The sequence below is a fragment of the Massilia arenae genome (genome assembly GCF_008014745.1).
Classification (GTDB): domain Bacteria; phylum Pseudomonadota; class Gammaproteobacteria; order Burkholderiales; family Burkholderiaceae_D; genus Telluria; species Telluria arenae.
The window spans coordinates 156,617-175,609 of sequence record NZ_VPFD01000007.1 but is presented as its reverse complement, the minus strand read 5'-3'; the positions used below and the strand labels follow the sequence as shown (position 1 = coordinate 175,609).

Below are 18,993 nucleotides of genomic sequence, written 5' to 3'. Positions count from 1 at the left end.
GTATACGCCGGTAAACCAGTCCCTGCAACCCTTCCAGCAATTTCCCCTCAAATTATCCCGGACAGCAGTGCGCCTGCGCGGGAACGACGTTGATTAGGCTAACGGCAGACCAGGCTTAGGCGGCTTCGCGCTGTTCCAGGGTCTTGACGTTGTCGCCATTGATGGTGCCGGTCGCATCACCGATCACGATCTTGCGCGGCTTCAGGGCTTCGGGCACTTCGCGCACCAGTTCGATGGTGAGCATGCCGTTGTCGAACGAGGCGGTGGTGACCTTCACGTGGTTGGCCAGCTGGAAGCGCTGCTCGAAATCGCGTGCGGCGATACCGCGGTGCAGGAAGGTGCGCTGGACGTCGTCCTTCTGCTTGCGGCCGGTGACGTGCAGGCTGTCACGCTCGGTGACGATCTCGACTTCGTCGCGGGTGAAGCCGGCGAGCGCCATCACGATACGGTATTGGTCTTCGCTCACCAGTTCGATGTTGTACGGCGGGTAGCTCGGCTGCGCTTCGGCGCGTTGCTCGAGCAGGCTGGCCAGGCGATCGAAACCGATGGCGGAACGGTACAGGGGAGTCAGGTCGAAAGTACGCATGATAGTCATATCCTTGTGAAGTTAAGCGATAAGGGACGGAACCTCTGTTGAGCATTCCGTTGGTACCAATCTAATGTCATGCCAAACGATTTTCAAGTCATACGAAATACGGATTTTTAAGTGTTTTTGCAAATTTTGTTTGCATGATGTATCAAGAGAAATTTGGGTTGGATGGGGTGCTACACTCGCCGGCTTCCCCTTGGCTTCCCGCTTCACGATGACTGTCTTCCCCTTCCTCGCCCGCGCCGCCCGTCCGGTCAGCGCCCTCGCTCTTGCTCTCGCGCTTGCCCTGCCCGCTTCAGCCCAGGTTCCTGCCGTCGGCAATGATCCGTATCCAGGCACGATCGCGCTGCACGTCGACGCCAGCAACCTGTCGCAGCAGATCTTCAGCATGCGGCTGTCGATGCCGGTGCAAGCGGGTCCGATCACCCTGCTCTATCCGCAGTGGGCGCCGGGCAATCACGGCCCCAATATTCCGCTGACCCAGCTGGCCGGCCTGAAGTTCAGCGCGGGCGGCAAGCCGCTCGAGTGGACGCGCGACCCGGTGCAGGTCCACGCCTTTCATGTGACGGTGCCGGAAGGCGCCACCGAACTGGTGGCCGAATACCAGTTCCTGTCGCCGCTGGACACCAGCCAGGGCCGCATCACGATGACCGACGACATCCTCGGCGTCCAGTGGCAATCGGTGGCGCTGTACCCGGCCGGCTACCACGCGCGCCGTATCACGGTGCAGCCGACGCTCACCCTGCCCGCCGGCTGGCAGTTCGCCAGCTCGCTGGCGGTCGATGCCCGCACTGGCGACGAGGTGCGCTTCAAGCCGCACGACCTCGACACCCTGGTCGATTCGCCGCTGTTCGCCGGCCGTTATTTCAAGCGCATCGACCTGGCGCCGGGCGCCAAGCAGCCGGTGATGCTGAACGTGGTGGCCGACAATCCCGAGAGCCTGGATGCGAAACCCGAGCAGGTCGCGCTGCACCGCGCGATGGTCGACCAGGCGATCAAGCTGTTCGGCTCGCGCCACTACCGGCAATACGATTTCCTGTTCGCGATCTCGGACGAATTCGGCGGCATCGGCCGCGAGCACCAGCAGTCGAGCGAGAACGGCGTGCGGCTCGGCTACTTCACCGACTGGGGCCGCAACGAAGCCGGCCGCGAGCTGCTGCCGCACGAATTCGTGCACTCCTGGAACGGAAAATTCCGCCGCCCCGCGGGCCAGGACGTGGCCAACTTCAACACCCCGCTGCAGAACGAACTGCTGTGGGTGTACGAAGGCCAGACCCAGTTCTGGGGCAAGGTGCTGGCCGCGCGTTCCGGCCTGGTGTCGCAGAACCATGCGCGTGAAGCGCTGGCGATCGACGCGGCGCGCTATGACAAGACGCAGGGCCGCGACTGGCGCGCGGTGCAGGACACAGTCAACGATCCGATCATCAACGGCCGCAAGCCGATCGGCTGGGGCAACTGGCAGCGCAGCGAAGACTACTACACCGAGGGCATGCTGATCTGGCTCGACGTCGACACCAAGATCCGCGAACTCTCGGGCGACAAGCGCAGCCTGGAACATTTTGCGCGCGCCTTCTTCGGCATCGAGGACGGCAGCATCGACGCGGTGTACTACACCTTCGACGACGTGGTGGCGGCGTTGACCAAGGTGCAGAAGTTCGACTGGGCGCCGTTCCTGCGCGCGCGCCTGGACGGCCATGGCCCGGGCGCGCCGCTCGACGGCCTGGCCCGCGCCGGCTGGAAGCTGGTGTACGGCGACACCCCAAGCAACGCCGTCCGCGCTGCCGAGGAACGCAGCCGCAGCGCCGACTTCACCTATTCGCTCGGCTTCTCGGTGCGCAGCAATGGCGACGTCGCCGGCGTGGTGTGGGACGGCGTGGGCTTCCGCGCCGGCCTGGCGGCCAACACCACCATCGTGGCGGTCAACAACCGCGCCTACAAGGGCGACGTGCTGAAAGCGGCGGTAAGCGCCAACAAGGACGGCAAGGCGCCGATCGCGCTGCTGGTGCGCAAGGGGGACAAGCTGCGCACCATCACGCTCGACTATCGCGACGGCCTGCGGTATCCGAAGCTGGAGCGCATTCCAGGCACGAGGGATCGCCTGGACGCGTTGTTCAAGGCGGCAAAATAATCCTGTCCGGGCAATGACATCGCGGCGGTCTTCGGGCCGCCGTTTTTATTGGTGATGCATCCGCCATTGACCGGCATGCGGAAACAGGAGATCGGATAGCGCTCAAGCGCTACGCAGGCGCGCGATCAGCGGCAGCAGTTGCCGATGCAGGTCCGGGTCGCCGCAGGCGATGACCGAGCCGCCGTGCTGCGGATCGCCGCCCTTCCAGGTGGTGATTACGCCGCCGGCGCCTTCGACCACGGGGATCAGGGCCTGCACGTCGTGGACGTCGAGGTGCGCTTCCAGCACCAGGTCGACCAGGCCATGGGCCAGCAGGCCGTAGGCATAGCAGTCGCCGCCGAAACGCACGATCTGCGCCTGGGAGGCGATGGCGTCGAACACGGATTGCTCGGCGACTTTGGCGCCGGCCGCGGGCACGGTCAGCATCACGCGCGCCTGCGCGAGGGTCGGGCAACGGCGCGTGCGGATCGGCGCGCCGTTGCACCAGGCGCCATGCGGCGTGCCGATGAAGCGTTCGCGCGTAAACGGCTGGTCGATGACGCCGATGACGGGCTTTATGCCGTCGTTGAGGGCGATCAGCGTGCCCCAGATTGGCAGGCCGGTGACGAAGGCGCGGGTGCCGTCGATCGGGTCGAGCACCCATTTCAAGGGACTGGCGCCGTCGACGCTGCCCTCCTCCTCGCCGACGATGCCGTGCTCCGGATAGCGTGCGGAGATCAGGCAGCGCATCGCCCGTTCGGCGGCGCGGTCGGCCACGGTGACTGGGTCGAACACCGCCCCGCCGGCTTGCGCGGCCTTGTCCTCGACGACGAGGTCGGCGCGAAAGTGCGGCAGGATGGCGGCGCCCGCGGCGTCCGCGAGTTCTTCGGCAAAGGCGCGCAGGAGGTCCAGTTGCGCGTTGTCGATCAGCATATCAACCCGTCACTTCCATTCGCCGCGCTGGTTCACCAGCGTCTTCTTGCCCTCGGTGACCACCAGGCGGCCGTCCGCGAAGACGGTATAGGTCACGCGGCCGGACTTGAACACATAGCCCTGGAAGGCGCCGGGCGTGACGCCGTCGGCGGCGAGCGAATGCATGGTCTTGCCGCGCAGGGAAATCGCCTTGCCGGACTTCTTGCTGGTGCCGACGTAGCGCACGTCGTCGCAGGTGACGTTACCCTCCTCGCACTGCTGCGTGATCTTGACGGTGAAGCCCGGCGTTTCCAGGGTTTGCTGCGCCTGGGCGTGGGCGTATGTCGACGCGGCCAGCGTCAGGGCAGCCAGGGCTGCCAGGTTCGTGAATCGCTTCATGCTTCCTCCGGTCGGCTTCGATGGGCGGATTATGCCTTATCGAATCGGCGCGACCGTTCGCTGGTTCTCTTATGGCTCGGCGCGGCCCAGGTCGAGATAACGCGAGGCCCAGGCGGCGATCACGTCGGCGATGTAGACGGCGTCCTGGCGGCGCCTGAGGAGGTGGTCGGCGTCGTCGAGCGAGACGAAGCTTTTCGGATGGCGCGCGGCCTGGAAGATCTGCTCCGCGTTGGCCACGGCAACGGTGTCGTCCGAAGGCGAATGCATCACCAGCAGCGCGCGGCCCAGGTCGCGGATCTTCTGTTCCAGGCGCTGCTCGGCGACGTCTTCCAGGAATTGGCGCTTGATCGTGAATGGACGGCCGGCCAGCTGGACGTGGGCGACGCCATGCGTGGTGATGGCGTCGATGTGCTCACGGAACATGCCGGTGACGTGGTGCGGGTCACTCGGCGCCGCGACCGTGGCGACTGCCTTCACCTCGGGCATGCTGGACGCCGCGGCCAGCACCGCGGCGCCGCCCAGGCTGTGGCCGACCAGGAGTTGGGGCGCGGCGTACTCGCTGCGCAGGAAGTCGGCGGCGGCCACCAGGTCGGACAGGTTGGATGAAAAATTGGTGTTGGCGAATTCGCCCTCGCTGGCGCCGATGCCAGTGAAGTCGAAGCGCAGCACGGCGATGCCATGGCGCGTCAGGCCCTGCGCGATGCGGGCCGCGGCGAAGACGTCCTTGCCGCAGCTGAAGCAGTGGGCGAACAGGGCGTAGGCCTTGACCAGGCCCTCGGGTGCATCGAGGCGCGCGGCCAGCAACTGGCCGTCGGCGCCTTTGAAGTGGACTGCTTCGCCTGCCATGCACGTCTCCTGATGTTGTCGCAACACGATAGCATGGGCTTGCGCGACGCCGACATCTGCCAATGGAGACATCCATCGACGCGCCTATTACCCGAACAAGCCATGCAAGAACCAGCGCGGCGCGGCATCCTCGCCCGTGCCGTTGATGCGCTCGCGATAGATCCAGTACAGCGCGTGGTCTTGCCCCTCGGCGATGAAGTAGTCGCGCGTTTGCGTCTGGCTCCACCAGCCGGCCTCGATGCGTTCGGGATTGGACGCCACCCGCAGGGGTGAACCGTAGAACGGCCGGTGGTCGCGCATCAGGAGCGCGATCGGCTTGGCCAGCAGCCAGCTCGGGCGCGGCAGGCTCTGCACGTCGGGCGGCATCTGCGCCGCGCGCGCGGCGGCGCTCACCTTCTGTTGCACCGGCACCCAGGCGTTGGCGACTTCGGGCCGGTAGTCGGCCACCGGCAGCGCCTGCAAGACATTGTCTGCGCCCAGGCGCGCCACCAGCAGCTCGATCATGCGCATCCGGTCTTCTTCGGTGCCGCCGGGATCGGGGAATAGCGAGTCGGTCGGCGGCGCCATCGCCTGCAATTGCTGCGCCTCCAGGCCGATGCCGATCACGGGCGCCTCGAGTTCGAGCTTGGCCAGGCGCTCACGCAGCAGGCGCAGCAGGTGCTCGTCGCGCCAGGTGGGTTCGGCCAGCGCCACCTCGACCAGGGTCGGTGGACGCGCCATGCGGCCGCGCTCGTGATCGAGCGACAGCAGGATGCGCTCGACCGCCAGCTGGCGTGCACACAGCCAGCCCGTCATCTGCAACACCAGGCGATGGGCGCCGGCCAGCAGCAGGTCGGCCTGTTCGAGCCGGTCGAACAGTTCGAGCCGCGCATGGAAGCGCTCCGGCGGCGCCACCCACTGGAACAATTCGGCGTTCATGCCATAGGCGGCGTCCAGCATGTCGAGCAGGGACCGTCCGCAGCGCCGCTGCAGGCCGGGGCGCGGCAGGCGCCGCAGCTCGTCCAGGCGGCAGCAGCCGATGCCTTCGAACCAGCTGGCGAACGGCCGCGCCGGCGGCAGCAGGCCCACCGGCAAGCGGTCGAGGCGCCGCACCAGCGAATCCATCGAGAGGGCGCGACCGGCATTACGGCGCGCCAGCAGCCAGGCCCCGCGCGCGGTGGGCGCGCAGGCGATGCAGGCCGTGAAGCCGAGCGCCGCCATATTGGCGCGAATGCGCTCACACAGGCGCCGGATGCCGCCGAACAGGCGCAGGCTGGCGCCGATATCGAGCAGCAGCGTCGCTTCTTCGGCCAGCGCCACCTGCGGCGTGTAGTGCAGCATGGTCATGGCCACCGCATCCATGGCCTCGGCTTCGCGCTCATGGCTGCGCAGTTCGATGCGCGCTTCGGGCATCAGCATCAGCACGCCACCGCGGCGCATGCCGATCTGCACGCCGGCAGCGCGCGCCGCCGGCGACAGCGCCATTACCCGCTCCTGCTCAAGGATGACGCTGCCAGGGTCCGAGCCGCCAGCAACACCGCCGGCCTCGCCCGCCGCCTCACCCGCCGATTCACTGAACCAGCGTGGGCTGAAGACCTCGAGCGGTAGCTGGGGCAAATACAGGCCGATCCAGAGGCGCATGGCGTTGCAGTAGTGAAGATCCAAGAGGAAGGAACAGCGGCGCCTCGCGCTGCGGTCCCCGACGTTTGACGAAGTCGATATTCATGCCGCCGGCCGCTGGCCGCAGCGCAAGACGCAAAGGCGCGGGAGATGCATCCTGCGCCGCCGCCAGCGGGCGGAGCATGAAAAACAGCGTTTCGCCGCCTTGCGCCGCCAGATGCAGGCGGCGCAGATTGTCGTTACGCATATGGTTGGCCCAGAACAACAAGGCACCGCAACTACCGCTACGTAACACCTGCTCGGCCGCCCACAGTGCGTCCGCGGTGCGCGTCGTGCGCAGCCACAGCAACTGCGATGGCTCCAGGCCGAGCGCGGCAAGCGCCAGGGCCTGGGGTGGATGGGGCGGCTGCAGCAGCACGATGCGGCGTTCGGCGCAGGCGGCCAGGGCCGGCCGCAGCAGGCGCAGCTCGCCGATGCCGGGCTGTTGCAAGTGCAGGTCGACCAGGGTGCCGCCGGGCCAGCCGCCGCCGGGAAGCTGGCCCGAGAGCGTTGGGTGGCCGGTGTCGATGCAGCGCGTGTCGGCATGCGCCAGCTGCGACGCGCGCCACAGCGATGGGTGCACTGCCTCTGGTGCGGCAAGGATGGCTGAATGGTTCATAGTTCAGGCTTATCGAACAAATACTGTATAAACGTACAGTACTCGCTGAAGTCGCGTTTTGCAAGACCTATTCATTTTGGCTATACCAATTGGGTCACTGGTATTGACTAAAATTAAACGTCTCTCTACTCAAACTGACCAACTCGCGACGACCTCGACGCGCGCCACCCTTCCAGCACCCACACAACGGCCCAGGCATACAGCGCCAGCACGATGAACAAGCTCACCCGCACGAGCGAGGCGTGGCCGACGTCCTTCCCCACCACGCTATCCTCGATGGCCGGCCCCAGCAGGATCAGCATGGTCACCAGGGCATTGCTCCAGAACGAGGGTGGCAGCGCCGAGGCCTTGAGGCCGAACAGCCTGGCTCCGCTCCAGAGCGCGGCGGCGGCCATCCACAGCACCAGCATCCACAAGGTAGGCAACAAGGCCAGGCCGAACCAGGCCAGGGTCGCCATGCCCGCACCCGCCAGGGTCGACCCGACCAGGACCCGCCCCGCCGAGCGGGCGCCGGTGGAGCCGGCCTGCTGGCCCAGCAGCACCGACTTGATGATGGCGGACAGATAGAAAGCCGGGTGGATCAGGGCCATCACCAGCACCGGCATGACCACCAGCGTGGCCTGCGCGGCGCGCCATCTGACCGCGTGCGCGGCAACGGCGGGGAGCGCCGGCCTGGCGCCGGCGTCCGGGTCATCCGGGAACAAGGCATGCGACAGGCTGCCGACCAGCACGCCGACAAAAAGCCCCAGCGCGATGGCGGTGCTGATCGCCGGCACCAGGGCCTGGTCGACCACGCCGGCCACCGGAACCAGGGTGAAGGCAATCGCCACGATATTCGCCAGCGGGCTGCCGCTTTGCAGGCCGACGAAGAACACCGCGTACAGCAGCAGCGCCGTCAGCACCAGCGCGACGCTGGCGTAATGCTCCAGCAGCGGCACCATCAGCACGCCGGCCGCCAGCACCACGGCGACCAGCACGGCCACCACCATCCCCTTCAGCAAGGGCATCGGCGGCCCCGGCTTGCTCAGCAACAGCACGGTCATGACACACAGCACGAACGGCGACGGCAGCGCCAGGCCATAGGCGAGCAGCACGGCCAGCGCCAGGCCAATCGCCAGCCGCAACACCGCCTTGTCAGCGCGCTCCATTGTCAATAAAGATAAGAAAGGTAGCTCATCAGGCGGATGAAGACGGCGCCCAGCCAGTTCATCAGGCCGTAGTCGTCCGTGTACACCAGCACGTCGGCCTGCCCGCCGATCCTGGCCGCGCGCAGTTGGGCGCGCTCGGACGGGTCGAATTCCACGGCGACCGGGAAGCGTTGCGCCTGGCGCAGCCAATCGCGGCTGTTGTCGATCTCGGGCAAGGTGCCGGCCTGGGTCTGCCGGCCCGAATTGACCCCGCTGCCCACGCTGCGCACCCGTCCTTTCAAGACCTTGCCCGGCACCACATCGAGCACGATGGCGACCTCGTCGCCCGGCGTGATATTGCCGAGGTTATTCTCGGTCATGTCGGCGCTGATCCAGAGGTCGTGGACGGCGATCAGGGTCATCGCCGCCGAGCCGGCCTGCACGACCTGGCCGACATCGGTGCGCAAGTCGGTCACCAGGCCGCGTGCGGGCGCGGTCACGGCGGTACGTTCCAGATCGAGCTCGGCCTTCTCGACCGCCGCGCGGGCGCTGAGCAGCTGCGCATTGCGCTCTCCCTGCTCGCCGGCCGCCTCCTCGGCGCGGCGCAGCTCCGCCTGGGCGGCGATTTCCTGGCTGCGCGCCGTTGCCAGCGAAGCGCGCGCATTCTGCACCCGGCGGATCGACAACGCGCCGGGGTCCTTGGCGAAGATCTGCTCCATCCGGCCCGCGTCCTGCTTGGCGAACACATGCATGGCCTTGGCGGCCTGCAGCGCCGCCTCGGCCGCCTCCACCGCCAGCGCCGAGGCATTGACCGAGCGCCGCACCGATTCATAGTCCGCCAGGCTGCGCCGCAGGGCGATGCGGTAGGTGCTGGGGTCGATATGGAACAGGAGCTGTCCTTCCTCCACCTCGTCGTTGTTCTTGACGTAGACCTCGTGCACCATGCCCGTCACCTCGGATGCCACCGGCACCACGAAGGCCTGCACCCGGGCCTGCGAGGTGTATGGCGTCAGGCGATCCGCCACCAGATACCAGCCCAGGCTGGCCACGATCAGCGCCAGCACGACGATCAAGCCCAGCCGGCTTTTCTTGCCCGGCCGCGCTGGCGCCGGCGTCGGCGACGACGTCGGGACGGGCGTCGGCGCCCCCTCGCCGGGTGGCGCCGACTGTTCGAGCTTGACCGGTTCCGGGCTCATGGCCTGCGCTCCCCGCCAGGTTCTGGCAGGCCCTCGGCGCCGGGCGCCCGCAAGGGCGCGCGCAGGACGTCCTTCCAGTCGCTGCGCCGCTCCATGACGGCGCGGGTCGCCTCATCCACGGGTGGGCGGCTCCTGCCCTGCTCCCAGCCGCCGCCCATGGCCTTATAGAGGGCGATCAGGTTCTGCGCCAGGCTGCCCTGGCACGTGGCCAGGAGCTCTTGTTGGCTAAACAGGGAGCGCTGGGAATCGAGCACGCGCTGGAAATCGGTCAAGCCCTCGCGATACTGAAAGCTGGCGATATCCAGCGAACGCCGGGCGGCCTTGACGCCATCGGCCAGCAGCACGATCTGCGCCCCCGTCCGGGCAAAGCCGGCGGCCGCATCGTCGACCTCGCGCGCCGCATTCAGCACCGCCCCCTGGTACTGCTCATAAAGCTGCTGGAAGCGGGCATCCTGCACCAGCACGCCATTGCTCAGCCGTCCATGGTCGAACACATTCCACAGCAGGCCCGAGCCAAGCGCCCAGTTCAGCACCCGCGGCGCCCCATCCAGCGAGGTGGCCGACAGGCCCACCGATCCCAGTAGCGAGATCGAGGGATAGAGCTCGGCCGCGCTCACGCCGATCAGGGCGGATTGGGCGGCAAGCTGCATCTCGACCGCCCGCACATCGGGCCGGCGCCGCAGCAGATCGGCGGGCAGTTCGGTAATCAGGTCGGCAGGCAGCCTGGTCATCGTGTGCAGGCCCGCCTCCCTCGCGTTCATCTCGGGCAGCGGGCCGGGCGCGCGCGCCAGCAGGATACTCAAGGCGTTCTGGGCCTGGCGCAGGCCGATCTCGAGCGGAGGGATGGTGGCGAGGGTGCCCAGGTACAAGGTCCGGGCCTGCTGCACGTCCAGCTCGGCCTCGTTGCCGCCACGGAACAGCAGCTCGGTGATCTCCAGGCTGCGCAATTGCAAGGCCGCATTGTCGCGCGCGATCGTCAACCGTGCCTCGGTGGTGCGGATCGTGCAATACAGGCTGGCCACCTGGGCCGCCATCAAGACCTGCACATCGTCGTAGCGGGCGATGCTGGCCAGGTAGCCGGCGTCGGCCGCCTCGATGCCGCGTTTGAACTTGCCCCAGAAGTCGAGTTCCCAGCTGATGTCGAGATGGGTGTCGAAGTTGCTCAGGCTGCTGTCCGGCCCGCCTGCCCGCCGCTGGCCCACGCGCAGCAACTCGCCGCTGAGCTGTTGCCCCTGCGGATAGAGCGTGCTGCCGGCGATCCCGAGCTCGGCGCGTGCTTCCATGATGCGCAGGCCGGCGGCGCGCACCGTGGGGTTCACGCGCTGCGCCTCGGCGATCAGCGCGTCGAGCACGGCATCGTCGAAGCCGCGCCACCATTGCTGGATCGATCCGCGTCCCGGCGCGCCGGCGCCGGATTTCAGCGAAGCCAGCGAACCGCCGTCCCAGCCAGCCAGCGCGGCCGGCATATCAGGACGTTCGAAGTCGGGCCCGACCGTCCCGCAAGCGCCCAGCAGCGCCGCGCCTGCCAGCGCCAGCGCGCCCCTGCCCGACCGCCTCCCGAGCGCGGCGCACACGGTTACTCCGGCGCCGCCGTCACAGGCCCTGGCACAGGCGCAGGCGGCGCCACGGCATCGGGGCTGTTCGCCACCCACCACATGAAGGCCTGGTAGCTCAGTGCCAGGAACACCGCGCCGACGAACATGCCCAGCAGGCCGGCGCTGGCCAATCCACCCAGGGCGCCGAGCAGGATCACGGGCATCGGTGCATCCACCCCGCGCCCCAGCAAGAGCGGCTTGAGCACATTGTCGAGCGAGCCGGCGAGCAGGAGCAGCACGGAATACGTGATCGCCTGCGTGCTGCTATAGCCCCCGCTGGTCCAGATATAGATAATCACCGGCAGGGTCGCCAGGATGGCCGGCACCTGCACGATGCCCAGCACCAGGATAAGCAGGGACAGCAGGCCCGCAAACGGCACACCGGCAAGAATGAACACCAGGCCGATCACGATCGCCTGGATGAAGGCCACGCCCAGCACGCCCAGGGCCACCGCCCGGATGGTCGACGTGCACAGCAGGGCGAACTCCTCGCCGCGCTCGATGCCCACCATGCGCACGAAGATGGACCTGATGGCGTTGGCGCCCGCCCGGCCCCAGGCCATGACGATGCCGGCGATGATGAACGAGAACAGGAACACCAGCATCGCCCCGGCGATACTGGCCACCACCTGCAGCGCCCTCCTGGTCAGGTCAGTCACTTGCGCATGCCTGCTGCGCAGCAGCGCCGGCAAATCCGTATAGGCTTCCAGCCACACTTCGTGGATGCGCTTGCCGACCAGCGGCCATTCGGCCACATCGGGCGACGGCGCGGGAACCTTCAGGGTACCGGAGCGGATGCTGGCGACGGCGTCCTGCAGCGATTCGCCGAGCGAGGTCATCAGGATTGCCGTCGGCACCCCGATCAGCACGATGCCGGCGATCACCAGCAGGGTGGCCGCCAGCCCCTGCTTGCCCGCCATACGCTGCGCCAGCTTCTGGTGCGCCGGATACAAGGTCACCGCCAGGACCACCGACCAGACGATGAGCGACAGGAAGGGAGCGAAGATGCGGTAGCTCAGCAGCGCCAGCCCGAACACGATGCCGGCCCGGATGAACACATCCAGCAGCTTTCTCGACAGGCGTTCTTCGAGATTGGTGTCGAGCTTGTCGGGGGCGTTCACGGGGCGGTCCCTTTCTTTGCTGGCCTACTCCATGAACCAGCCATGGCTCACGATCAGCGACTGGCCGGTGAGCGCATTCGAGGGGAAAGCGGCGAAGAACAGCGCGACCCTGGCAACGTCCTGGACCGTCGTGAACTCGCCGTCGACGGTCTCCTTGAGCATCACGTTCTTGATGACCTCGTCCTCGGAGATGCCCAACTCCCGCGCCTGCTCGGGAATCTGCTTGTCGACCAGGGGCGTGCGCACGAAACCCGGCGCGATCAGGTTGGCGCGCACGCCATGCTTCGCGCCTTCCTTGGCCATGACTTTGGTCAGGCTTTCGAGTCCATGCTTGGCCGTGACATAGGCCGACTTGAGCACCGACGCTTCCTTGGAGTGCACGGAACCGATATAGATGATGCTGCCGCCACGCCCGCCCGCGTACATATGCCGCACGCAGGCGCGCGTGGTGAGAAAGGCGCCGTCGAGGTGAATCGCCAGCATCTTGCGCCAGTCGGCAAACGGAAACACCTCGATCGGATGCACGATCTGGATGCCCGCATTGCTCACCAGGATATCGATGCCGCCCCATTGCGCGGCGACCGCTTCGATGCCGGCCTCGACGTGCGCTTCATTGGCGACATCCATGCCCACGCCCAGCGCCTGGTGACCTGCGTCGCGCATCCCGGCGGCGGCAAGCTCGGCCGCCTCCAGGTTGAGGTCGGCGATGGCGATGCGCGCGCCTTCGCGCGCATAGGTGAGCGCGATTTCCTTGCCGATGCCGCTGGCGGCGCCGGTGATGACGGCAACCTTTCCTTCGAGCTTCATGACACCTCCCTGGAATACCTGTCAGATGCTCGACCGCTCGCACAATTCAGACAATTGGACCTTGGTCGCATGATCCCGGCAAGACCGGCGCCGCATCTTGTTTCTTGACGTACTGGCACCATCTGAGTGGTTTCGCCCTTATGGGCACACAGACCACCCAACACGGAGGCACCATGGATGACGACATTCTGGTCAGCAAGGCCGGCATCATCGAACGCTGCTGCCAGCGTGCCCGCGACGAGTTCGAAAAAGATCCGAATACTTTCCCTGACGACATCACGCGCCAGGATGCCGCCACCCTGAACGTGCTCCGCGCCTGGGAAGCGGCGATCGAGATGGGCGATTATGTAATCGGCAATGCCCGCCTCGGCCTGCCGCAGGACGAGCGCGAGGTCATCACCTTGTTGGCCGAGCATGGCTGGATCGCACCCACCTTGGCCGAGGATCTCAAGCGCACCGGCGAGTTTTGCCGCGCCGAATGGGATTATCAGGCGGCGCCGCTGCCGGCCCTGGTGACCATCGTCAAACGCGGCCTCGACGATTTCACCGATTATTCGGCTGCCTTGCTGGGCGGCGCACGACTCGTCGAATAAACTTTCCAGCCAGTTGTCGGCGCGAAAAATAGGCGCCAACTGGTATGATTCGCCTTTTTCCGGGGGTGGCTCTCCCATTGTCTGACATGACAACCAGCCATCCCGCACCTGATTACCAAGAAAAAAATGAGCACACCTTCCAATCTGCCTGGCTTCTTCAGCCGCCTGTCGATCGCCTTCGGCGCCCTGTTCAAATCGCTCGGCGACGCCGAGTTCGCCGCGCGCGTGCGCGATGACGGCGTCGGCCCGACCGCTGCACCCGCTCCTGTCCCCGCATCTGCCCCCGTCCCGACTCCAGCCCCGACTCCAGCGCCAACGCCGGCCCCGACGCCGCTGCGCGCCCCAAGCCCGGATTCGGCCCTGCAACTGCTGAGCCTATTCCAGCGCGAAGCCCGCCTGATCGACTTCGCCCACGAAAACCTCTCTTCCTATTCGGACGCCGACATCGGCGCAGCCGCCCGCGTCGTGCACGAAGGCTGCGCGCGCGTGCTGCGCGAGCACTTCGCCATCGAACCGGTGCGTACCGAATCCGAAGGCAGCCGCATCACCCTGAACGAAGGCTTCGACGCCGCCAGCGTGCGCCTGACCGGCAATGTGGTCGGCAAGGCGCCGTTCAACGGCACCCTGAGCCATCGCGGCTGGCGCGCATCGAAAGTCACGCTGCCGCAACTGGCCGAGAGCCATGACGCGCGCGTGCTGGCCCCGGCGGAGGTGGAACTGTGAGCCAACCGGAAAACGCACGCTATGCCATCGGCATCGACCTGGGCACCACACACAGCGCCCTCTCGTATGTCGACCTGCAGGCCAGCGACGGCGAGAAGGCCGTCGACGCCGTGCTGCCGATCCCGCAGCTGACCGCCCCCGGCACGATCGAGGCGCTGCCGCTGCTGCCGTCCTTCCTCTACCTGCCGCACCCGGACGAGATGCCGGCCGGCGAACGCGCCCTGCCCTGGAGCCAGGGCGAAGAAACCGCGGTGGCCGGTGAGATGGCGCGCAGCCGTGGCGCCACCACGCCGATCCGCCTGGTGTCGTCGGCCAAGAGCTGGCTGTGCCATCCCGGCGTGGACCGCCGCGCCGCGATCCTGCCGCAGGATGCGCCTGAAGAAGTCACCAAGGTGTCGCCGCTGGCGGCGTCGACCCGCTACCTCGAACACCTGCGCCAGGCCTGGAACGCGGCGCACCCGGAGGCGCCGTTCGACCAGCAATCGGTCACGGTCACCATCCCCGCCTCGTTCGACCCGGCCGCGCGCGAACTGACCGCGGAAGCGGCGCGCCAGGCCGGCTTCGCACCCACCCTGCTGGAAGAGCCGCAAGCGGCCCTGTACAGCTGGATCCAGGGCAGCGGCGGCCGCTGGCGCAAGCAAGTCCAACCGGGCGACATCATCCTGGTGGTCGACGTCGGCGGCGGCACCAGCGACTTCTCGCTGATCGCCATCCTCGAACGCGACGGCAAGCTCGAACCGCACCGCGTGGCCGTGGGCGACCACATCCTGCTGGGCGGCGACAATATGGATCTCGCGCTGGCCCACTTCGTGGCGCGCAAGCTCGCCACTAATGGCACCCAGCTCGACGCCTGGCAGATGCGCGCCCTCACCTATGGCTGCCGCAGCGCCAAGGAAGAACTGCTGGCCAATCCGAACGCCACCACCCACCCGATCGTGGTGCCGAGCCGTGGCTCGAAGCTGATCGGCGGCTCGATCCGCACCGAACTCACGCGCGAAGAAGTCACCTCCTTCATCACTGATGGTTTCTTCCCGCGCGTGGAAGCGTCGGCACGTCCGGCCGTGCGCGCCCGCGCCGGCCTGACCCAGCTCGGCCTGCCGTATGCGCAGGACGCCGCGATCACGCGCCACCTGGCCGCCTTCCTGGCGCGCCAGGAAGGCGCCACCGCCGAACTCGAAGGTTTCCAGGGCCGCGTGACCGCGGAGCACAGCTTCCTGCATCCGAGCGCGGTGCTGTTCAACGGCGGCGTGTTCAAGTCAGGCATTCTCGCCCAGCGCGTGATGGACACCATCAACGACTGGCTGTACATGGAAGGCGCGGAACCGGCGCGCATGCTCGAAGGTGCCGACCTTGATCTGGCAGTGGCACGCGGCGCGGCCTATTTCAGCTACGCGCGGCGTGGCGGCGGCGTGCGCATCCGCGGCGGCACGGCGCGTTCCTACTATGTCGGCGTCGAATCGTCGATGCCGGCCATCCCCGGCATGGAGCCGCCGCTGGAAGCCTTGTGCGTCGCGCCGTTCGGCATGGAAGAAGGCAGCGAGCTCGAACTGCCGGGCCAGGAATTCGGCCTGGTGATCGGCGAGCCGGTGACCTTCCGCTTCTTCGGTTCGACCACCCGCCGCCAGGACCGCATCGGCGACGTGCTCGAGTTCTGGGGTCCGGAAGAACTACAGGAACTGAACGAGATCCAGGCCACGCTGCCGGCCGAAGGCCGTGTCGCCGGCGAAGTCGTGCAGGTGAAACTGCATGCGCTGGCCACTGACGCCGGCACGCTGGAACTGGCGGCTGTCGCCCGTGACGGCCAGCGCTGGAAGGTCGAGTTCGACGTTCGTACTGCCTCCGACGCACAGTGACGTACCTGGTAGGCATCGACCTCGGCACCACGAATACGGTGCTGGCCTTTGCCCACGACGGCAAAGGTGCGATCGAGCTGTTTTCGATCGACCAGCTGGTGGCGCCCGGCGAAGTCGCCGGCGCGCCGCTGCTGCCGTCGATGCGCTACCACCCGGGCGCGGATGAACTCGCGCCCGGTGAACTGCAACTCCCCTGGAACACACTCGATGTCGCCGGCGTCGAACGCGTCGCGCTCGGACGCCTGGCGCGTGCGCTCGGCGCGGCCACGCCGGGGCGCCTGGTGGCCAGCGCCAAGAGCTGGCTGTCGCATCCCGGCGTCGACCGCATGGCGCCCATCCTGCCCTGGGGTGCCGACGGTGACGTGGCCAAGGTGTCGCCGGTGGCGGCCAGCGCCAGCTACCTGGCCCACCTGCGCGCCGCGTGGAATACGCGCTTTCCCAAACAGCCGCTTGAACGCCAGCAGATCGTGCTCACGGTGCCGGCTTCGTTCGACGAAGGCGCGCGTGCGCTGACGCTGGAGGCGGCGAAACAGGCCGGCCTGCCGGACGTGCGTCTGCTGGAAGAACCGCAGGCCGCCCTGTACGACTGGCTGTACCGGCATCGCACAAACCTGGCTGCGCAGCTTTCCGATACTCGCCTGGTGCTGGTGGCCGACGTCGGCGGCGGCACCACCGACTTCAGCCTGGTCAAGGTCGAAGCCACGGATGGCGAACCATCGCTCACCCGCATCGGCGTGGGCAACCACCTGATCCTGGGCGGCGACAATATGGACCTGGCGCTGGCCCACCTGGTCGAGACGCGCATGGCCGAACAGGCCGGCGAAGACGCCACCCGCAGCCGCCTGTCGAGTGCGCGCCTGGCCCAACTCACCGAACGCTGCCGCGCCGCGAAAGAGCAGTTGCTGGCCGAGGATGCGCCGGACCACGTCACCGTCACCCTGCTCGGCGCCGGCAGCCGCCTGATCGGCGCCAGCCGCAAAGCCGACTTGCGGCGCGAAGACATCGAGCGCATCGTGCTCGATGGCTTCTTGCCGCTCAATGCGGCGCAGGAGGACGCGAAACGCGCACGCGCCGGCATCGTCGAATTCGGCCTGCCGTATGCGAGCGACCCGGCCATCACGCGCCACCTGGCGGGCTTCCTGCGCCAGCACGCGGCCGCCGCGCGCGAGGCGCTTGGCCTGCCCGACGATGGCAGCTTACCGGTGCCCGACACGGTGCTGCTCAACGGCGGCGTGTTCAGGGGCGCGGCGCTCGCGCAGCGGCTGGTCGATACACTGACGGCATGGCGAGGTGCTCCCGTGCGCGTGCTGCACAACGAGAATCCCGACATCGCCGTCGCCCGCGGCGCCGTGGCCTATACGCTGGCACGCCAGGGCCTGGCCCCGGCCATCGAAAGCGGCGCCGCGCGCAGCTACTACCTGCTGCTCGATGGCGAGGCGCAAGGAGACAGGCTGCGCACCGTCTGCCTGCTCCCGCGCGGCACGCCAGCCGCGCTCGAGGTGGCGCTGGCGGACCGCAGCTTCGCGCTGCGCGTGGGCCGTCCGGTGCGCTTTCACCTGGTGTCGACCATCGCCGACAGCGGCGCGCCGCCGCAGCCGGGCGACCTCATCGACCTGGATCCATCGGCCGTGGTGCGCCTGCCGGCGATCGCCACCGTGCTGCGCGCCGCGCGCGGCGCACCGACCGAGATCCCGGTGCGGCTGGTGACGACACTGAGCGAAGTCGGCACGCTCGACGTGCATTGCGTGGCCGAGGATGGCGGTCAGCGCTGGCAGCTCGCCTTCCAGCTGCGCGGCGAAGAAGACGGCGATACGCAGGAAGAGGTACTGCCTCTGGAGCTGGATGCCGCCGTCGAGAAGATCGAGCGCGTGTTCGGCACCCGTTCGAAACAGGTCGACCCTAAGGAAGTGAAACAGCTGCGCGCCGGCCTGGAACACCTGCTCGGATCGCGCGAACGCTGGCCCACGCCCCTGCTGCGGCGCCTGTTCGACGCCCTGCTGGCGCGCGCCAAGGGTCGGCGGAGGTCTGTCGAGCACGAGCGCGCCTGGCTGAATCTCGCCGGCTACTGCCTGCGTCCCGGCTTCGGCCACCCGCTCGACGAATGGCGCATGGAGCAGCTGTGGGCGATGTTCGACGGCGGCGTCCAGCACCACAAGGACAGCCAGGTGCGCGCCGAATGGTGGACCTTGTGGCGCCGGGTGGCGGGCGGCCTGTCGACCGAATCGCAGCTGCGTGTACTGGACGATTTCGCCTTCAACCTGCAGGCCGACGAATCCGAACGCGGACGCCGGCCGGTCACCCTGGTCGACGGCAGCGAGGAAGACATGCTGCGCGTCGGCGCCTCGCTCGAACGCATTCCGTCAGCCTACAAGGCGGAGATCGGTGAATGGCTGCTGGGGCAGATCGATGACATCCCGTCCGCCGGCAAGCTCGATGCGCGCGCCAGCGCGCGCTATGGCCGTTACCTGTGGGCCCTGGGCCGGGTCGGCGCGCGCCAGTCGTTCCAGTCGAGCGCCCACGAAGTGGCGCCGCCCGAGGTGGCCGAAAGCTGGCTGGTAAAACTGCTGCAGCTCGACTGGCGCAAGGTGGAGCCGGCCGGCTTTGCCGCCGCCCACATCGCGCGCATGACGGGCGACCGCTCGCGCGACATCAACGAGGAAGTACGTGCGGATGTGCTGCGCCGCCTGGCGTCCAGCGGCGCACCGCCGATGTGGACCGCGATGGTGCGCGAAGTGGTGGAGCTGGACCAGGCCGTCGAGACGCGCCTGTTGGGCGACGCCCTGCCGCCGGGATTGAAACTACTGCGCTGAAGGACGGTCGGCATCGCTTGATGACAAAGGTTTACTGTGGTAAATTTTTGTCATCATG

Annotated in this window: 16 protein-coding genes; 5 read left to right on the top strand and 11 right to left on the bottom strand. The window is 67.6% G+C overall.

Annotated features, from left to right (window positions below; all coding sequences use genetic code 11):
* Window positions 1-115: 115 nt before the first annotated feature.
* A complete protein-coding gene (locus FVD38_RS08975; protein ID WP_147934493.1) occupies window positions 116-586 on the bottom strand; it encodes an Hsp20 family protein in 471 nt (156 codons plus the stop codon).
* Window positions 587-803: 217 nt separating this feature from the next.
* On the opposite strand from FVD38_RS08975, the gene FVD38_RS08970 reads away from it, so the two are divergent.
* On the top strand, window positions 804-2,717 hold the full coding sequence (locus FVD38_RS08970) for a M61 family metallopeptidase (RefSeq protein ID WP_147934492.1): 1,914 nt from the start codon (window positions 804-806) through the stop codon (window positions 2,715-2,717).
* Between the two features lie 102 nt (window positions 2,718-2,819).
* Here the strand turns inward: FVD38_RS08970 and hisN are convergent, their stop codons facing one another.
* The 10 genes from hisN to FVD38_RS08920 all read right to left on the bottom strand — a co-directional run bounded on the left by hisN (window position 2,820) and on the right by FVD38_RS08920 (window position 12,956).
* A complete protein-coding gene (gene hisN / locus FVD38_RS08965) occupies window positions 2,820-3,629 on the bottom strand; it encodes a histidinol-phosphatase (protein ID WP_147934491.1) in 810 nt (269 codons plus the stop codon).
* A gap of 9 nt (window positions 3,630-3,638) precedes the next feature.
* Window positions 3,639-4,007: a hypothetical protein gene (locus FVD38_RS08960; RefSeq protein WP_123069588.1), complete on the bottom strand. Its 369-nt coding sequence runs from the start codon at window positions 4,005-4,007 to the stop codon at window positions 3,639-3,641.
* 69 nt (window positions 4,008-4,076) lie between these two features.
* Window positions 4,077-4,853 carry an alpha/beta hydrolase family protein gene (locus FVD38_RS08955; protein WP_147934490.1) on the bottom strand — a complete coding sequence of 259 codons (777 nt, stop codon included), beginning with the start codon at window positions 4,851-4,853 and terminating at the stop codon, window positions 4,077-4,079.
* Window positions 4,854-4,940: 87 nt separating this feature from the next.
* Window positions 4,941-6,473: a Y-family DNA polymerase gene (locus FVD38_RS08950; RefSeq protein ID WP_222706907.1), complete on the bottom strand. Its 1,533-nt coding sequence runs from the start codon at window positions 6,471-6,473 to the stop codon at window positions 4,941-4,943.
* Window positions 6,403-7,110 (bottom strand): translesion DNA synthesis-associated protein ImuA, encoded by a 708-nt coding sequence (gene imuA, locus FVD38_RS08945; RefSeq protein WP_147934489.1) that lies wholly within the window; start codon window positions 7,108-7,110, stop codon window positions 6,403-6,405. The genes FVD38_RS08950 and imuA overlap by 71 nt, the downstream gene beginning before the upstream one ends.
* 125 nt (window positions 7,111-7,235) lie before the next feature.
* Entirely contained in the window at window positions 7,236-8,258 is a 1,023-nt protein-coding gene (locus tag FVD38_RS08940) for a DUF2955 domain-containing protein (RefSeq protein ID WP_147934488.1), read from the bottom strand.
* A gap of 2 nt (window positions 8,259-8,260) precedes the next feature.
* Window positions 8,261-9,433, bottom strand: a complete 1,173-nt coding sequence (locus FVD38_RS08935; RefSeq protein ID WP_147934487.1) for an HlyD family secretion protein — start codon at window positions 9,431-9,433, stop codon at window positions 8,261-8,263.
* Window positions 9,430-11,007, bottom strand: a complete 1,578-nt coding sequence (locus FVD38_RS08930; RefSeq protein WP_147934486.1) for an efflux transporter outer membrane subunit — start codon at window positions 11,005-11,007, stop codon at window positions 9,430-9,432. Before FVD38_RS08930 ends, FVD38_RS08935 begins: the two co-directional genes overlap by 4 nt.
* Before the next feature lie 2 nt (window positions 11,008-11,009).
* On the bottom strand, window positions 11,010-12,149 hold the full coding sequence (locus FVD38_RS08925) for an AI-2E family transporter (RefSeq protein ID WP_147934485.1): 1,140 nt from the start codon (window positions 12,147-12,149) through the stop codon (window positions 11,010-11,012).
* A gap of 24 nt (window positions 12,150-12,173) precedes the next feature.
* A complete protein-coding gene (locus FVD38_RS08920) occupies window positions 12,174-12,956 on the bottom strand; it encodes a 3-hydroxybutyrate dehydrogenase (protein WP_147934484.1) in 783 nt (260 codons plus the stop codon).
* A 173-nt stretch (window positions 12,957-13,129) separates the two neighbouring features.
* Between FVD38_RS08920 and hepT the strand changes: the two genes are divergently transcribed.
* From hepT to FVD38_RS08900, 4 genes are all read left to right on the top strand, one after another.
* The gene (hepT, locus tag FVD38_RS08915) at window positions 13,130-13,549 is read left to right on the top strand and encodes a type VII toxin-antitoxin system HepT family RNase toxin (protein ID WP_147934483.1); all 420 of its coding nucleotides are present in this window, start codon (window positions 13,130-13,132) and stop codon (window positions 13,547-13,549) included.
* 126 nt (window positions 13,550-13,675) lie between these two features.
* On the top strand, window positions 13,676-14,272 hold the full coding sequence (locus tag FVD38_RS08910) for a DUF2760 domain-containing protein (protein WP_147934482.1): 597 nt from the start codon (window positions 13,676-13,678) through the stop codon (window positions 14,270-14,272).
* On the top strand, window positions 14,269-16,125 hold the full coding sequence (locus tag FVD38_RS08905; RefSeq protein WP_147934481.1) for an Hsp70 family protein: 1,857 nt from the start codon (window positions 14,269-14,271) through the stop codon (window positions 16,123-16,125). The genes FVD38_RS08910 and FVD38_RS08905 overlap by 4 nt, the downstream gene beginning before the upstream one ends.
* On the top strand, window positions 16,122-18,935 hold the full coding sequence (locus tag FVD38_RS08900; RefSeq protein ID WP_147934480.1) for an Hsp70 family protein: 2,814 nt from the start codon (window positions 16,122-16,124) through the stop codon (window positions 18,933-18,935). The genes FVD38_RS08905 and FVD38_RS08900 overlap by 4 nt, the downstream gene beginning before the upstream one ends.
* The last annotated feature ends 58 nt before the right edge of the window (window positions 18,936-18,993 follow it).

Excerpts from the sequence above, each read along its gene's own strand:
- FVD38_RS08975 (WP_147934493.1), bottom strand. The coding sequence starts at position 586 with ATGCGTACTTTCGACCTGACTCCCCTGTACCGTTCCGCCATCGGTTTC.
- FVD38_RS08910 (WP_147934482.1), top strand. The coding sequence starts at position 13,676 with ATGAGCACACCTTCCAATCTGCCTGGCTTCTTCAGCCGCCTGTCGATC.
- hepT (WP_147934483.1), top strand. The coding sequence starts at position 13,130 with ATGGATGACGACATTCTGGTCAGCAAGGCCGGCATCATCGAACGCTGC.
- hisN (WP_147934491.1), bottom strand. The coding sequence starts at position 3,629 with ATGCTGATCGACAACGCGCAACTGGACCTCCTGCGCGCCTTTGCCGAA.
- FVD38_RS08950 (WP_222706907.1), bottom strand. The coding sequence starts at position 6,473 with ATGCGCCTCTGGATCGGCCTGTATTTGCCCCAGCTACCGCTCGAGGTC.
- FVD38_RS08955 (WP_147934490.1), bottom strand. The coding sequence starts at position 4,853 with ATGGCAGGCGAAGCAGTCCACTTCAAAGGCGCCGACGGCCAGTTGCTG.
- FVD38_RS08940 (WP_147934488.1), bottom strand. The coding sequence starts at position 8,258 with ATGGAGCGCGCTGACAAGGCGGTGTTGCGGCTGGCGATTGGCCTGGCG.
- FVD38_RS08920 (WP_147934484.1), bottom strand. The coding sequence starts at position 12,956 with ATGAAGCTCGAAGGAAAGGTTGCCGTCATCACCGGCGCCGCCAGCGGC.
- imuA (WP_147934489.1), bottom strand. The coding sequence starts at position 7,110 with ATGAACCATTCAGCCATCCTTGCCGCACCAGAGGCAGTGCACCCATCG.
- FVD38_RS08970 (WP_147934492.1), top strand. The coding sequence starts at position 804 with ATGACTGTCTTCCCCTTCCTCGCCCGCGCCGCCCGTCCGGTCAGCGCC.
- FVD38_RS08960 (WP_123069588.1), bottom strand. The coding sequence starts at position 4,007 with ATGAAGCGATTCACGAACCTGGCAGCCCTGGCTGCCCTGACGCTGGCC.
- FVD38_RS08935 (WP_147934487.1), bottom strand. The coding sequence starts at position 9,433 with ATGAGCCCGGAACCGGTCAAGCTCGAACAGTCGGCGCCACCCGGCGAG.